The 13,246-nt window shown below is 71.8% G+C and carries 12 protein-coding genes; 5 read left to right on the forward strand and 7 right to left on the reverse strand.

Annotation, left to right across the window (positions count from 1 at the left end; translation table 11 throughout):
* Window positions 1-118: 118 nt before the first annotated feature.
* The 6 genes from IE177_RS00295 to IE177_RS00320 form a co-directional block, all read right to left on the reverse strand.
* Complete coding sequence (locus IE177_RS00295; RefSeq protein ID WP_373305013.1) at window positions 119-550, reverse strand: large conductance mechanosensitive channel protein MscL; 432 nt, start codon at window positions 548-550, stop codon at window positions 119-121.
* Between the two features lie 189 nt (window positions 551-739).
* Window positions 740-1,270 carry a CpaB family protein gene (locus IE177_RS00300; RefSeq protein WP_190013318.1) on the reverse strand — a complete coding sequence of 177 codons (531 nt, stop codon included), beginning with the start codon at window positions 1,268-1,270 and terminating at the stop codon, window positions 740-742.
* A gap of 310 nt (window positions 1,271-1,580) precedes the next feature.
* A complete protein-coding gene (locus tag IE177_RS00305) occupies window positions 1,581-2,414 on the reverse strand; it encodes an S-methyl-5'-thioadenosine phosphorylase (protein ID WP_190012619.1) in 834 nt (277 codons plus the stop codon).
* A gap of 99 nt (window positions 2,415-2,513) precedes the next feature.
* Entirely contained in the window at window positions 2,514-2,831 is a 318-nt protein-coding gene (locus tag IE177_RS00310; RefSeq protein ID WP_190012620.1) for an FmdB family zinc ribbon protein, read from the reverse strand.
* Between the two features lie 67 nt (window positions 2,832-2,898).
* Entirely contained in the window at window positions 2,899-4,197 is a 1,299-nt protein-coding gene (locus IE177_RS00315) for an MFS transporter (RefSeq protein ID WP_190012621.1), read from the reverse strand.
* 282 nt (window positions 4,198-4,479) lie between these two features.
* On the reverse strand, window positions 4,480-6,039 hold the full coding sequence (locus IE177_RS00320) for a potassium/proton antiporter (protein ID WP_190012622.1): 1,560 nt from the start codon (window positions 6,037-6,039) through the stop codon (window positions 4,480-4,482).
* Window positions 6,040-6,253: 214 nt separating this feature from the next.
* On the opposite strand from IE177_RS00320, the gene IE177_RS00325 reads away from it, so the two are divergent.
* Window positions 6,254-9,031: a penicillin acylase family protein gene (locus IE177_RS00325; protein ID WP_190012623.1), complete on the forward strand. Its 2,778-nt coding sequence runs from the start codon at window positions 6,254-6,256 to the stop codon at window positions 9,029-9,031.
* 82 nt (window positions 9,032-9,113) lie between these two features.
* Here the strand turns inward: IE177_RS00325 and IE177_RS00330 are convergent, their stop codons facing one another.
* On the reverse strand, window positions 9,114-9,764 hold the full coding sequence (locus tag IE177_RS00330) for a 5-formyltetrahydrofolate cyclo-ligase (protein WP_373304982.1): 651 nt from the start codon (window positions 9,762-9,764) through the stop codon (window positions 9,114-9,116).
* Window positions 9,765-9,837: 73 nt separating this feature from the next.
* Between IE177_RS00330 and galU the strand changes: the two genes are divergently transcribed.
* The 4 genes from galU (at window position 9,838) to IE177_RS00350 (ending at window position 13,232) form a co-directional block, all read left to right on the forward strand.
* On the forward strand, window positions 9,838-10,749 hold the full coding sequence (galU, locus tag IE177_RS00335) for a UTP--glucose-1-phosphate uridylyltransferase GalU (RefSeq protein ID WP_190012625.1): 912 nt from the start codon (window positions 9,838-9,840) through the stop codon (window positions 10,747-10,749).
* Window positions 10,746-12,068, forward strand: a complete 1,323-nt coding sequence (gene glp, locus IE177_RS00340; RefSeq protein ID WP_190012626.1) for a molybdotransferase-like divisome protein Glp — start codon at window positions 10,746-10,748, stop codon at window positions 12,066-12,068. The genes galU and glp overlap by 4 nt, the downstream gene beginning before the upstream one ends.
* A 127-nt stretch (window positions 12,069-12,195) precedes the next feature.
* Window positions 12,196-12,708, forward strand: coding sequence for a cyclic pyranopterin monophosphate synthase MoaC (gene moaC, locus IE177_RS00345; RefSeq protein ID WP_190012627.1), 513 nt, complete (start codon window positions 12,196-12,198; stop codon window positions 12,706-12,708).
* Window positions 12,705-13,232 (forward strand): MogA/MoaB family molybdenum cofactor biosynthesis protein, encoded by a 528-nt coding sequence (locus IE177_RS00350; protein WP_190012628.1) that lies wholly within the window; start codon window positions 12,705-12,707, stop codon window positions 13,230-13,232. The genes moaC and IE177_RS00350 overlap by 4 nt, the downstream gene beginning before the upstream one ends.
* Window positions 13,233-13,246: the final 14 nt, after the last annotated feature.

A 13,246-nucleotide genomic window follows, 5' to 3' on the forward strand; every position in this document is an offset into this window, starting at 1 on the left:
GTCTTTCGTTTGGATCAGGCCGGGCTCCCGAGCCCGGCCGCCACGCCACGCCTCGCCCCGCCGTCGGCCACCACGCCTCGCCGCGTCGCCGTCGGCCGCCACGGCTCCGCCATGTCGCCTAGCTCTTGGCCGGTCCCCGGCCCTGTCCGTTCTGGGCGAGCAGGGCGTCGCGGATCTCCTTGAGGACCTCCAGCTCGGTCACCTCGATGATCTCCTTCGTGCCCTCCCGCGCCGCCTTGCGGGCCGCCTGGCGGGCCAGGTACTTCGACATCGGCAGGACCATCAGGAAGTAGACGACCGCCGCGGTGATCACGAACGTGAGCGTCGCGCCGAGGACGGAGCCCCACAGGATCGGCACGCCGCTCTTGACCGTGCCGTCCGCGCCGACCTTGCACGGGTCCTTCAGACACGAGCTGTAGTGGTCCAGGTTCTGCGTGCCGATCGCCCCGACCACCGGGTTGATGACGCCCTTCACCACCGAGTTGACGATGTTCGTGAAGGCCGCACCGATGACCACCGCGACCGCGAGGTCGACCACGTTCCCGCGCATCAGGAAGGCCTTGAATCCCTCCAGGATGTTCGGATCCCTCTTCGCGCTCACCTTGCGGACTCTCCTTGTGTGCACAGGTTGTGGAACGAAACGCTCCACAACCTACGGCACGGTGCGACGGTCGTGTCCAGCTCAACTCCGGGACGGGAAGGCCGGTGAGCACGGCGCCGACGGAGCGTACGAGGCGCCTCAGCACAGTGTCACCGCTAGCCGTGCCGAGGCGCTCGCGCCGACCAGCCGTACCGCTGTGGCGCGCGGCACCGACAGCACCACCAGGGCCCCGCTCTCTCCCGCCCCCTCGCCGGGCTCCGGCACCTCCAGCACCCGCACACCACGGGCGAGCACCTGGACGCCGCCGCCTGCCGACGGGTCCTGTGCGGCGACCACGTCCACCCGGTCACCGGCCCCGAGCAGCCGGACCGTGGCGGCGTCGGCGATCCGCACCGGCGCCGCCACCACGTCCACCGCCGGTGACCGGCGTACGGGCTGTGCCGCCGGATGGCCGCGGGTCGGCTCCGCCCGGTGCGGTTCCGACGTGGTCCGCGGCCCCGCGGCCACCAGCGCGGCGGCGGTCACCACGAGGCCGGCCGCGACGGCCCGCCCCCGCCGCCGCACGAGCCGCTGCAGCCGGTACCGCCCGCCGCGCACACGGACCGGGGCGAACTGCGGGACCTCGCACGTCGCGGGCGCGTCCGTGCCCAGCGGGCGCGGAAGACGCAGAGGCGGCGGGACGGGGGAACGCGAGGGCGGGTGAGCGGGACGGGAGAGGGACGACGGGTGGGAGAGGGGGAACGGGGTCCTGGACGGCGGGGACGGAGGGGACGGAGGGGGTGACGGGGGGAAGAGGGGGAACGGGGTCGCGGACGACGGGGGCGAAGGCACGGTGATCACCGCCTGCGAGGAGGAGTTCGGCTTGCGATGCCACGATGAGGCCTCGCGCCGGATCCCGCCGGAGCCGGTGGATCGCGGACCGGTTGTGGACAACCCGGCCACCCGAACGGTGCGTTCCGCCCGCCGTCCCCAGGCGCCGCTACGGCAGCTCGAACCCCGGGTCCATACCGCCGAGGGCGTTCTGGCACAGGCAGTCCCGCGCACCGGCCGCGGGCAGCGCCGCCACCGCGTCGAACAGCACCCCGCGCAGCCGGTCCACGTTGGCCGCGAACACGCGCAGCACCTCCTCGTGGGAGACGCCCTCGCCGCTCTCGGCACCCGCGTCCAGGTCGGTGACCAGGGTCAGCGACGTGTAGCACAACTCCAGTTCCCGGGCGAGCGCGGCCTCCGGATGGCCGGTCATGCCCACGACCGACCAGCCCTGCGCCTGGTGCCACAACGATTCGGCACGGGTCGAGAAGCGCGGCCCCTCGACGACGACCAGCGTGCCGCCGTCCACCGGCTCCCAGTCCCGCCCACGCGCGGCCTTCAGCGCGGCGGACCGCCCGGCGGGGCAGTAGGGGTCGGCCAGGGACACGTGCACGACGTTCGGCACGGTGCCGTCCGGCAGCGGAAGTCCGTCGAAGTACGTCTGCGCCCTGGCCTTCGTACGGTCGACCATCTGGTCGGGCACCAGCAGCGTGCCGGGACCGTACTCGGGCCGCAGGCCGCCCACCGCACACGGGCCGAGGACCTGGCGGACCCCGACCGAGCGCAGCGCCCACAGGTTGGCGCGGTAGTTGATGCGGTGCGGCGGCAGGTGGTGGCCGCGGCCGTGCCGGGGCAGGAAGGCGACCCGGCGGCCGGCGACCTCGCCGAGGAAGAGGGAGTCGCTGGGCGGCCCGTAGGGGGTCTCCACCTGGACCTCGGTCACGTCGTCGAGGAACGAGTAGAAGCCCGAGCCGCCGATTACGCCGATCTCTGCGTTCGCCATGCCCAGCACACTAGCTGGCCGCGAAACGGCGGGGGACCCGGCCCGGGACGTACCGAGGACCCCGCCGTCCGGTGACGGCGGGGTCCGGGGTGCGAGGTCTCAGGCGGCGGAGCTCGACGAGGACGACGAGGACGACGGCGTCGAGGCCGGGGACGACGTCGACGAGGACGCCGTGGACGACTTCGAGTCGGACGACGAGGAGCCGGCCTTCGACGACGCCGGGCTGCTGCTCGACGTGGAGCCGCGCGAGTCGTTGCGGTAGAAGCCGGAGCCCTTGAAGACGATGCCGACCGCGGAGAACACCTTCTTCAGGCGGCCACTGCAGCTGGGGCACTCGGTCAGGGCGTCGTCGGTGAACTTCTGCACCGCCTCGAGGCCCTCGCCGCACTCGGTGCACTGGTACTGGTAGGTCGGCACTGTCTTCCTCCTGGCACTCTCACTCAATGAGTGCTAACGACGGTCCATAGTGACGCATTCCCCGGGATCAGTCCACCGTCACCGGCACGCGGTGACCGACGCCACGCGCGACGGCACGGTTCCTCGACGGCGGGACCAGCCGGGAGCGCAGGCCCGCGAGGACGGCCAGCGCGAGCACGGTGCCGGCCATGGGCACCAGGAAGCCGGCGCCGTCCCACAGCCGGTCCTCCAGCTGTCCGGCGACGGTGACGGCGGCCGCCTGGCCGAGCGCGACCGCGCCGGTCAGCCAGGTGAAGGCCTCGGTGCGGGCGCCGGCCGGGACCAGGCTCTCGACCAGGGTGTAGCCGGTGATCAGGGCCGGTGCGATGCACATGCCGACCAGCAGGCCGAGCGCGGCGAGGAGCAGCACCGAGTGCGCCGTCCACAGCGCGGACGCGGCGAGCGCCAGCGCCGTGTAGCCGAGGACCAGGCGCCGCTGCGGGGCGGTCTTCCAGGCGATCGCGCCGCAGGCGACGCCGGAGAGCATGTTGCCGGCGGCGAAGACGCCGTACAGGACGCCGTTCAGGCCGGGTTCGCCGATCGACTCGGTGAAGGCCGCCAGCGACACCTGCATGCCGCCGAAGACCGACCCGATGCCGAGGAAGGTCACGACCAGCACGCGCACGCCCGGGACGCGCAGGGCGGAGGCGTGCCGCACGTGCGCGTGCCCGCCCGCACCGCTCACCGGCGGCTGCGAGCCCTTCCGCGCGGCGAACAGCAGGCCGCCGACCAGGGTCAGCGCGGCCTCGGTGACGAGGCCCGCCGCGGGCGTCACGGCGGTGCACAGCGCGGTCGCCAGCAGAGGGCCGACGACGAACGTCAGCTCGTCCGTGACGGACTCGAACGCCGCCGCGGTGGCCATCAGGGGGGAGCCCTGCAGCTTCACGCCCCAGCGCGCACGCACCATCGGGCCGACCTGCGGCACCGAGGCACCGGTCGGGACGGCCGCCAGGAACAGGGCCCACAGGGGCGCGTGACCCAGGGCCAGCGCCGTCAGGGACAGGCCCGCCAGCGTGTGCACCAGGACGCCGGGGATCAGCACGGCGCGCTGACCGTAGCGGTCGGCGAGGCGGCCGCTGTACGGCGCGAACAGGGCCATGGAGACGCCGGTGGCGGCCGCGGTGGCGCCCGCGGCGCCGTACGAGCCGGTGGTGTGCTGCACGAGCAGCACGATGGAGATCGTGAGCATCGCGAACGGCTGGCGCGCCGCGAAGCCGGGGAGCAGGAAGGTCCAGGCGCCGCGGGTGCGCAGCAGCTGTCCGTATCCGGGGCGGGAGGATGCCGGGGAGGCCTTCTCCGGCTCGGTGGTGGTGACCGTGGATCCCACGGCCCGTGCCTTTCTGCCGCCTGGTAGCGCGGGCCCCGTGCGGGTCCGGGCGCGCCGAGAGCTGTCCTCTTGCGCAAACTGCGGTAGATACCGGCGTCCACCGCGGGTGGGTGGTGACACGGCCGCCATACGGTCGCGCCAGCTCTGCGTCAGGCAGAGTTGGTTCGATCAGGGTGCGCCTTCATCGTACAGGGATCATCGTTTCGCACGGCTGTGAAAATGAGCACCATGACGCCGGGCCGCCTGTGAATGCACGGGGTGTGAACCGGACGAAACACCCCCTCAACGTGAACTGCCGGCTCCGTCGGTACCCAGCCAGCCGGCCAGCTTGCCGCCGTGGGCCACCGCGCGCAGGCGCCGCTCCGCCGCGTCGCGGACCGGGTCGGTGGCGACGACCAGCAGCTCGTCGCCCCACCGCAGCACCGTGGTGGGCAGCGGGACGAACGATTTTCCTTCCCGTACGACGAGCGTCACGGCGGCACCCGGCGGCAACCGGAGTTCGTTGACCTCGACGCCGTGCATGCGCGAGCCCTCGGGGACCGTGATGGACAGCAGGTGCCCGCGCAGCCGCTCCAGGGGCGCCGACTCGATGCCGAGGTCGGCGGCCTCGCCCCGCTCGCCCAGGCGCAGCTTGCGGGCCAGCCAGGGCAGGGTGGGCCCCTGGAGCAGGGTGTAGACGACGACCAGGACGAAGACGATGTTGAAGACGCGGCGGCTGCCGGCGACGCCGTTCACCATGGGGATGGTCGCCAGGATGATGGGCACGGCGCCGCGCAGTCCCGCCCACGACATGAGCGTCTGCTCCTGCCACGGGGTGCGGAACGGCGTCAGGCTGGTCACGACGCTCAGCGGGCGGGCCACCATGGTCAGGACCAGCCCGATGACCAGGGCGGGCCAGATGTCGTCGCCCAGTTCGTGCGGGGTGACCAGCAGGCCGAGGACGACGAACATGCCGATCTGCGCGATCCAGCCGAGCCCCTCGGCGAAGCCGCGGGTGGCGGGCCAGTGGGGCAGCTTGGCGTTGCCCAGCAGCACGGAGGCCAGGTAGACGGCCAGGAAGCCGCTGCCGTGGGCGAGGGAGCCGGCGGCGTACGCGGTGACGGCGATGGCCATCACGGCGATCGGGTAGAGGCCGGAGGCGGGCAGGGCGACGTGCCTCAGCCCCCAGGCGCCGATCAGGCCCACCGCCAGCCCGATGGCCGCGCCGATGGCCAGCTCCAGGGTGATCTCGCCCAGCAGGACGTACCAGTGCTCGATGGGGCCGGCCGTGGAGAAGGCGGCCACCAGGATGACCACCGGGGCGTCGTTGAAACCGGACTCCGCCTCCAGCGTGCCCGTCACGCGCGCGGGGAGCGGGACCTTCCGCAGCACCGAGAAGACCGCCGCCGCGTCCGTCGAGGACACGACCGCGCCGATGATCAGCGCCTGCCGCCACTCCAGCCCGACCAGGTAGTGCGCGCCCGCCGCGGTGACGCCCACGCTGACGGCCACGCCCGCGGTCGCCAGCACGGAGGCGGAGGGCAGGACCGGCCGGATCTCCTTCCACTTCGTGCCCAGGCCGCCCTCGGTGAGGATCACGACCAGGGCCGCGTACCCCATGACCTGGGTCACTTCGGCGCTGTTGAACTGGATGTGCCCGATGCCGTCCTGGCCCATGAGGACGCCGATCCCCAGGTAGACGAGCAGGCTGGGGAGCCCGCTGCGGGAGGAGACCCGGACGGCCGCGACGGCGACGAGCAGGACGACGGAGCAGGCGAGCAGGAGCTGGTTGAGGTGGTGGACAGTCAGCGGCGGTTCCCTTCCTTGGCCCGCGCGAAAGGGCGCGTGAGCACGCGTACACAAGACCCGAGGCTGCGGCGCACCGCATCCAAGTACTTCGTTACCTTACCTAATTCTTGACGATTTCTTGACGCTCGCTTGGCAAGATCGAACGTCCGTGCGCGCTGGTTCTCGACTCCGCGTCAAGTGGGACGGGGCCCTGCGCCTATGGTTGCTCCAGCGCTCATTCAAAGTCACAGCCCGACCTGCCGCTCGCGTTAGGACAGCAAGGACAGCGATGCCCCCCAACACCACCGCCACAACGGGTGAGACCGCCACCGCGGTCGCCGCGCCCGCCACGCCAGGCAGGAAAAAGGGGCGCAAAGCCCGTCTGATCGTGCTGGTGCTGGTCCTGGCCATCATCGGAGGCATCGCCTACGGCGCGTACTGGTCGATCAGCACCGTCCGCGCCTCCTTCCCCCAGACCACGGGTTCACTCACGCTCGACGGCCTGTCGGGGCCGGTGGACGTGAAGCGGGACGGTTACGGCATCCCGCAGATCTACGCCTCCTCCGACGAGGACCTGTTCATGGCGCAGGGCTACGTCCAGGCGCAGGACCGGTTCTACGAGATGGACGTGCGCCGCCACATGACCTCCGGGCGCCTGTCGGAGATGTTCGGCAAGAGCCAGGTCAAGAACGACGAGTTCCTGCGCAGCCTCGGCTGGGACCGGATCGCCGAGAAGGAGTACGACACCAAGCTGTCGGCCTCCACGAAGAAGTACCTCGACGCGTACGCCAAGGGCGTCAACGCCTACCTCCAGGGCAAGGACGGCGAGGACATCTCCCTGGAGTACGCGGCCCTGGGTCTCACCAACGACTACAAGCCGCAGAAGTGGACCCCGGTCGACTCCGTCTCCTGGCTGAAGGCGATGGCCTGGGACCTGCGGGGCAACATGCAGGACGAGATCGACCGCGCGCTGATGACCAGCCGCCTCGGCCCGCAGCAGATCCGCGAGCTCTACCCGCGGTACCCGTACAGCCGCAACAAGCCGATCGTGCAGGAAGGCCAGTACGACGAGCTGACCAAGAGCTTCCAGCAGGGTGGCGCCACGAGCGCCGCCCAGGGCACCGGGGGCAGGAGCGGCTCCACCGCCTCGGGGACGACGGGATCGGCCCTCACGAGCCAGCTCTCGGGGCTCTACGACGTCCTCGACGACGTCCCCACGGCCGTCGGCGTGAACGGCCAGGGCATCGGCTCGAACTCCTGGGTCGTGTCCGGGAAGTACACCATCACCAACAAGCCCCTGCTCGCGAACGACCCGCACCTGTCGGCGTCCCTGCCGTCCGTCTGGTACCAGATGGGCCTGCACTGCCGGTCCGTCTCGGCCAAGTGCCAGTACGACGTCACCGGCTACACCTTTGCCGGTATGCCCGGTGTGATCATCGGTCACAACGCCAAGATCGCCTGGGGCCTGACGAACTCCGGCGCCGACGTCACCGACCTGTACCTGGAGAAGGTGACCGCCAACGGTTACCTGTACGACGGCAAGGTCCGGCCCTTCAAGACCCGCCAGGAGACCATCAAGGTCGCCGGCGGCACGTCCAAGACGATCGTCGTGCGCCAGACCCAGGACGGGATGCCCCTGCTGTCCGACCGCGACGACGAACTCGTCCAGGTCGGCAGGAAGGCCGGCGTCAACACCGCCGCACCCGACCGGGGCGACGGCTACGGCATCGCCCTGAGGTGGACCGCCCTCGACCCGGGCACCTCCATGGACGCCGTGTTCGCCCTCGACCGGGCGGCGGACTGGAGCGACTTCCGCGAGGCGGCGGCCCTGTTCGACGTGCCCTCGCAGAACCTGATCTACGCGGACACAGGGAACAACATCGGCTACACCCTGCCCGGCAGGATCCCCACGCGCTCCTCCGCGGACGACGGCTCGGTCCCGGCACCGGGCTGGGACTCGAAGTACAAGTGGACCGGCTTCATCAAGAAGGACGAGCTGCCCTACGAGTACAACCCGGAGCGCGGCTACATCGTCACCGCCAACCAGGCCGTGGTCGACAAGGACAAGTACCCGTACACGCTCACCGCGGACTGGGGCTACGGCACCCGCAGCCAGCGCATCGCCGACCTGATCGAGTCCAAGATCAAGGACGGCGGCCGGATCTCCACCGAGGACATGCGGCAGATGCAGATGGACAACAGCAGCGAGATCGCCAAGCTCCTGGTGCCCAGGCTGCTGAAGCTGAACCTCGACGACCCCGACGTCCGGCAGGCGCAGAAGCTGCTGGAGGGCTGGGACTACACCCAGGAAGCCGACTCCGCGGCCGCCGCGTACTTCAACGCCGTCTGGCGCAACGTCCTCAAGCTCGCCTTCGGCAACAAGCTGCCCAAGGAGCTGCGCGTCAAGGGACAGTGCCTGTGGGTCGACAAGACCGACAGCACCGGCCCGGTGGACGACGACCGCAAGGTCCGCGAGTGCGGCCAGCGTGACGCCGACCAGGCGCAGCCCGACGGCGGCGACCGCTGGTTCGAGGTCGTGCGCACCCTCATGGACAAGCCGGACAGCGACTGGTGGAAGACGCCCAAGTCGGGCACCCGGCCGGGCGCCGAGAACCGCGACCAGCTCTTCGAGCGCGCCATGATCGACGCCCGCTGGGAGCTGACCGCCAAGCTCGGCAAGGACATCGACACTTGGAGCTGGGGCCGGCTGCACCGCCTGTTCCTGAAGAACCAGACGCTCGGCACCGAGGGCCCCAAGGTCCTGCAGTACCTCCTCAACCGCGGCCCCTGGAAGATCGGCGGCGGCGAGGCGACGGTCAACGCGTCCGGCTGGAACGCCGCCGGCGGATACAACGTCGTCTGGGTGCCGTCCATGCGGATGGTGGTCAACCTCAAGGACTTCGACAAGTCCCGGTGGATCAACCTGACCGGCGCCTCCGGGCACGCCTTCAACGCGCACTACACGGACCAGACGGGCAAGTGGGCCAACGGCGAGCTGCTGCCCTGGTCGTTCTCGGCCAAGGGGGTCGGCGAGAGCACGAGCGACACCCTGGTGCTCAAGCCGTGAGCCGCTGACGGCACACCGCCCATGGAAACGGCCCCCCACGCGCGTGGGGGGCCGTTACCCGTCCGCGAGGGCGGCCGGGCCGTCAGGCACCCGCGAAACGGCGGACGCCCGACGGCGTCACCACCGCGTGCACCGGCCTGTCGTGCGCCTCCGCAGGCACCCGCGCGACGACCTCCGTGTCGTACAGCAGCACCACCAGCCGCGGGTGGGTGCCCGCCCGCTCCAGGCGGGCCAGCACACGGTCGTAGGAGCCGCCGCCGCGCCCCAGGCGCATCCCGCGCGCGTCCACCGCCAGCCCGGGCAGCAGGACGACGTCCGCGTCCGCCACGGCGTCCGGGCCCAGGCGCTCCCCGGAGGGCTCGAAAAGCGCCATCTTCCCGGCGTGCCGTATCCGCACGAGGGAGTCCGGGCCGGTGTACTCGCCCCAGTCCAGGTCGTTGTCCGGCAGGAGTGCGGGGAGCAGGACGCGCACGCCCCGCGCGCGCAGTGCGTCCAGCAGTGCGGGCGTGCCGGGCTCGCCGCCCACCGAGACGTACGCCGCCACGGTGCGCGCGTCCGCCAGTTCGGGCAGCTCCAGGGCACGCCCCGCCAGCGCCCGGCCCGTCTCGCGGACGTCATCGTCCGTCAACCTGTTCCTCACCGCGAGGAACTCCCGCCGCAACGTCCGCTTGTCAGGCTCGATCTCGGGTCCCAGGTGCTCCACTTGCCGCCCGCGTCCTTCCCATGACCTCATATAAGGGTCATCCATAGGGACAACCAACCGGAGCCACAGATAACCATCAAAGGCACCGGATATGGTGGCCGGCATGACTCAGTCGCACGCCAGGATCAGTAAGGCTGTCATCCCCGCAGCGGGTCTCGGCACCCGGTTCCTGCCGGCCACCAAGGCCACTCCCAAGGAGATGCTGCCGGTCGTCGACAAGCCGGCGATCCAGTACGTGGTGGAGGAGGCCGTGTCGGCGGGACTCGATGACGTGCTCATGATTACCGGGCGCAACAAGCGGCCCCTCGAGGACCACTTCGACCGCAACTACGAGCTGGAATCGGCCCTCGAGAAGAAGGGCGACGCCGAACGCCTGGCGAAGGTGCAGGAGTCCAGCGACCTGGCCACCCTCCACTACGTGCGCCAGGGCGACCCCAGGGGCCTCGGCCACGCCGTGCTGTGCGCCGCCCCGCACGTCGGCCGCGAACCCTTCGCCGTCCTCCTCGGCGACGACCTGATCGACCCGCGCGACCCGCTGCTCAAGCGGATGATCGACATCCAGGAGCAGCACGGCGGCAGCGTGATCGCGCTCATGGAGGTCGCGCCCGAGCAGGTCCACCTCTACGGCTGCGCGGCCGTGGAGGCCACCGCCGAGGGCGACGTGGTGAAGGTGACCGGCCTGGTCGAGAAGCCGGACCCGGCGGACGCCCCGTCGAACTACGCGATCATCGGCCGCTACGTCCTCGACCCGCACGTCTTCGACATACTGCGCAAGACCGAGCCCGGCCGCGGCGGCGAGATCCAGCTCACCGACGCCCTGCAGCAGCTCGCCCAGGACGAGAAGGTCGGCGGCCCGGTGCACGGCGTCGTCTTCAAGGGCCGCCGCTACGACACCGGTGACCGTGGCGACTACCTGCGTGCCATTGTCAGACTCGCGTGCGAACGTGAAGACCTGGGCCCGGAGTTCCGGGCCTGGCTCCGCAGATACGTAGCCGAGGAGATGCAGCAGTCTTGAGCAGCGCCGCGACCAGCCCCGCCGGCCCGGACCACCTGTGGTCGGTGGACGAGCACCTGGAGGACATCCTCTCGACCGTCCGCCCCCTCGAACCCATCGAGCTGCAACTCCTCGACGCCCAGGGCTGCGTCCTGGTCGACGACGTCACGGTGCCGGTGTCGCTGCCGCCGTTCGACAACAGCTCCATGGACGGGTACGCGGTGCGCGTCGCGGACGTCGCGGGCGCCGGTGAGGAGTTCCCGGCCGTCCTGGAGGTCGTCGGGGACGTCGCGGCGGGCGCGGCAGACCCGGTGCGGGTCGGCCCCGGACAGGCCGCCCGCATCATGACCGGCGCCCCGCTGCCGCCCGGCGCCGAGGCCGTCGTCCCCGTCGAGTGGACCGACGGCGGGCTCGGCGAGGGACCGGTGAGCGGTATGCGGGCCCGCAGCCTGGCCCCGGAGGGCGCCGAGGGGCAGGTGCGCGTGCACCGCCCCGCGGAAACGGGCGCGCACGTGCGCGCCCGCGGCAGCGACGTCAGGGCCGGCGCCCTCGCCCTGGAGGCCGGCACGATCCTCGGCCCGCCGCAGATCGCGCTGCTCGCGGCGATCGGCCGGGGCAGGGTCCGGGTGCGCCCGCGCCCCCGGGTGGTGGTCCTGTCCACCGGCAGCGAACTCGTCCAGCCCGGCGAGGAACTGACCACCGGCCAGATCTACGACTCCAACAGCTTCGCCCTCACGGCCGCCGCGCGCGAGGCCGGTGCCATCGCCTACCGGGTGGGCGCCGTCGCCGACGACGCCGACATCCTCCGCACCACCATCGAGGACCAGCTCGTCCGTGCCGACCTGCTGGTGACCACGGGCGGGGTGAGCGTCGGGGCGTACGACGTCGTCAAGGAGGCGCTGTCGGACGTCGGCGACGAGGACGTGGCGGGCGCCGGCGTCGACTTCCGCAAGCTCGCCATGCAGCCGGGCAAGCCCCAGGGCTTCGGCTCCATCGGCCCCGACCACACCCCCCTGCTGGCCCTGCCCGGCAACCCCGTGTCGTCGTACGTCTCCTTCGAGCTGTTCGTCCGCCCCGCCATCCGCGCGCTGATGGGCCTGCCCGACGTCCACCGGCCCCGTGTGCGGGCCGTGCTGAAGTCGGACGAGGCGCTGCGCTCGCCCAAGGGACGGCGCCAGTTCCTGCGCGGCTCCTGCACCGAGGGCGAGGTGAGCCCGGTGGGCGGTGCCGGCTCCCACCTGATCGCCGCGCTGGCGCACGCCGACGCGCTGATCGTCGTCCCCGAGGACGTGGAGTCCGTCGAGCCCGGGACCGAGGTCGAGGTCGTCCTGCTCGGCTGACCCGCGCGCGCGTCCGTCCGCGGGCCGGTCCTGGTCCGCTGCGCGCGCCGGCTTGGCGGTACCGTGTCGCGCACAGCAGGCCCGCGCACCGCACCGCGCCGGGCCCGGACCGGGAGCGCCACACAGCATGACCGAGCCTTCCCGGGGGACGACCCCCGGAGCCCCTGCGCAGGACCGACTGACGCACATCGACGACGCGGGCGCCGCCCGCATGGTCGACGTGTCCGGCAAGGACGTGACCGCGCGCACCGCCCGCGCCAGCGGGCGCGTCCTCGTCTCACCCCGCGTGGTGGAGCTGCTGCGCGGAGAGGGAGTGCCCAAGGGAGACGCCCTGGCCACCGCGCGGATCGCGGGCATCATGGGCGCCAAACGCACCCCCGACCTGATCCCCCTGTGCCACCCGTTGTCGGTGTCCGGTGTGAAACTGGACTTGTCGGTCGCGGACGACGCCGTGGAGATCCGGGCCACCGTGAAGACGACGGACCGCACGGGCGTCGAGATGGAGGCCCTGACCGCGGTGACGGTCGCCGCGCTCACCGTGATCGACATGGTCAAGGCCGTCGACAAGGGAGCGGTCATCACGGACGTACGGGTGGAGGAGAAGACGGGCGGCAAGTCGGGCGACTGGAGCCGGGCATGACCTACCGCGCTCTGGTGGTCACCGCCTCCAACAGGGCCGCCGCCGGTGTCTACGAGGACAGGGGCGGCCCGCTGGTCGCCGACGGCCTGAAGCGCCTCGGCTTCGCCGTGGACGGCCCCCGGGTCGTCCCCGACGGCGATCCCGTGGAGGCGGCGCTGCGCGACGGCGTGGCGGCCGGGTACGACGCCATCTTGACCACCGGCGGCACCGGCATCTCGCCCACCGACCGCACGCCCGAGGCGACCCGCGCGGTGCTCGACCACGAGGTGCCGGGCATCGCGGAGGCCATCCGGGCGTTCGGACGGCAGAAGGTGCCGACCGCGGCGCTGTCCCGGGGGCTGGCCGGGGTGGCGGGGCGGACCCTGATCGTCAACCTGCCGGGTTCCACGGGCGGGGTGCGGGACGGCCTCGCCGTGCTGGAGCCCCTGCTGGCCCACGCCGTCGACCAGATCCGCGGCGGCGACCACCCGGGGTCCGGCACCGGGGGCGGCCACCCGGCATCCGGCACTGGAGGTGTGAGCTGAACAGCGCTTCCTGG

This window comes from Streptomyces lucensis JCM 4490 (assembly GCF_014650035.1).
In the GTDB taxonomy this organism is placed as follows: Bacteria; Actinomycetota; Actinomycetes; order Streptomycetales; family Streptomycetaceae; genus Streptomyces; species Streptomyces lucensis.

Excerpts from the sequence above, each read along its gene's own strand:
- IE177_RS00325 (WP_190012623.1), top strand. The coding sequence starts at position 6,254 with ATGCCCCCCAACACCACCGCCACAACGGGTGAGACCGCCACCGCGGTC.
- IE177_RS00330 (WP_373304982.1), bottom strand. The coding sequence starts at position 9,764 with ATGAGGTCATGGGAAGGACGCGGGCGGCAAGTGGAGCACCTGGGACCC.
- moaC (WP_190012627.1), top strand. The coding sequence starts at position 12,196 with ATGACCGAGCCTTCCCGGGGGACGACCCCCGGAGCCCCTGCGCAGGAC.
- IE177_RS00295 (WP_373305013.1), bottom strand. The coding sequence starts at position 550 with ATGCGCGGGAACGTGGTCGACCTCGCGGTCGCGGTGGTCATCGGTGCG.
- IE177_RS00305 (WP_190012619.1), bottom strand. The coding sequence starts at position 2,414 with ATGGCGAACGCAGAGATCGGCGTAATCGGCGGCTCGGGCTTCTACTCG.
- galU (WP_190012625.1), top strand. The coding sequence starts at position 9,838 with ATGACTCAGTCGCACGCCAGGATCAGTAAGGCTGTCATCCCCGCAGCG.
- IE177_RS00350 (WP_190012628.1), top strand. The coding sequence starts at position 12,705 with ATGACCTACCGCGCTCTGGTGGTCACCGCCTCCAACAGGGCCGCCGCC.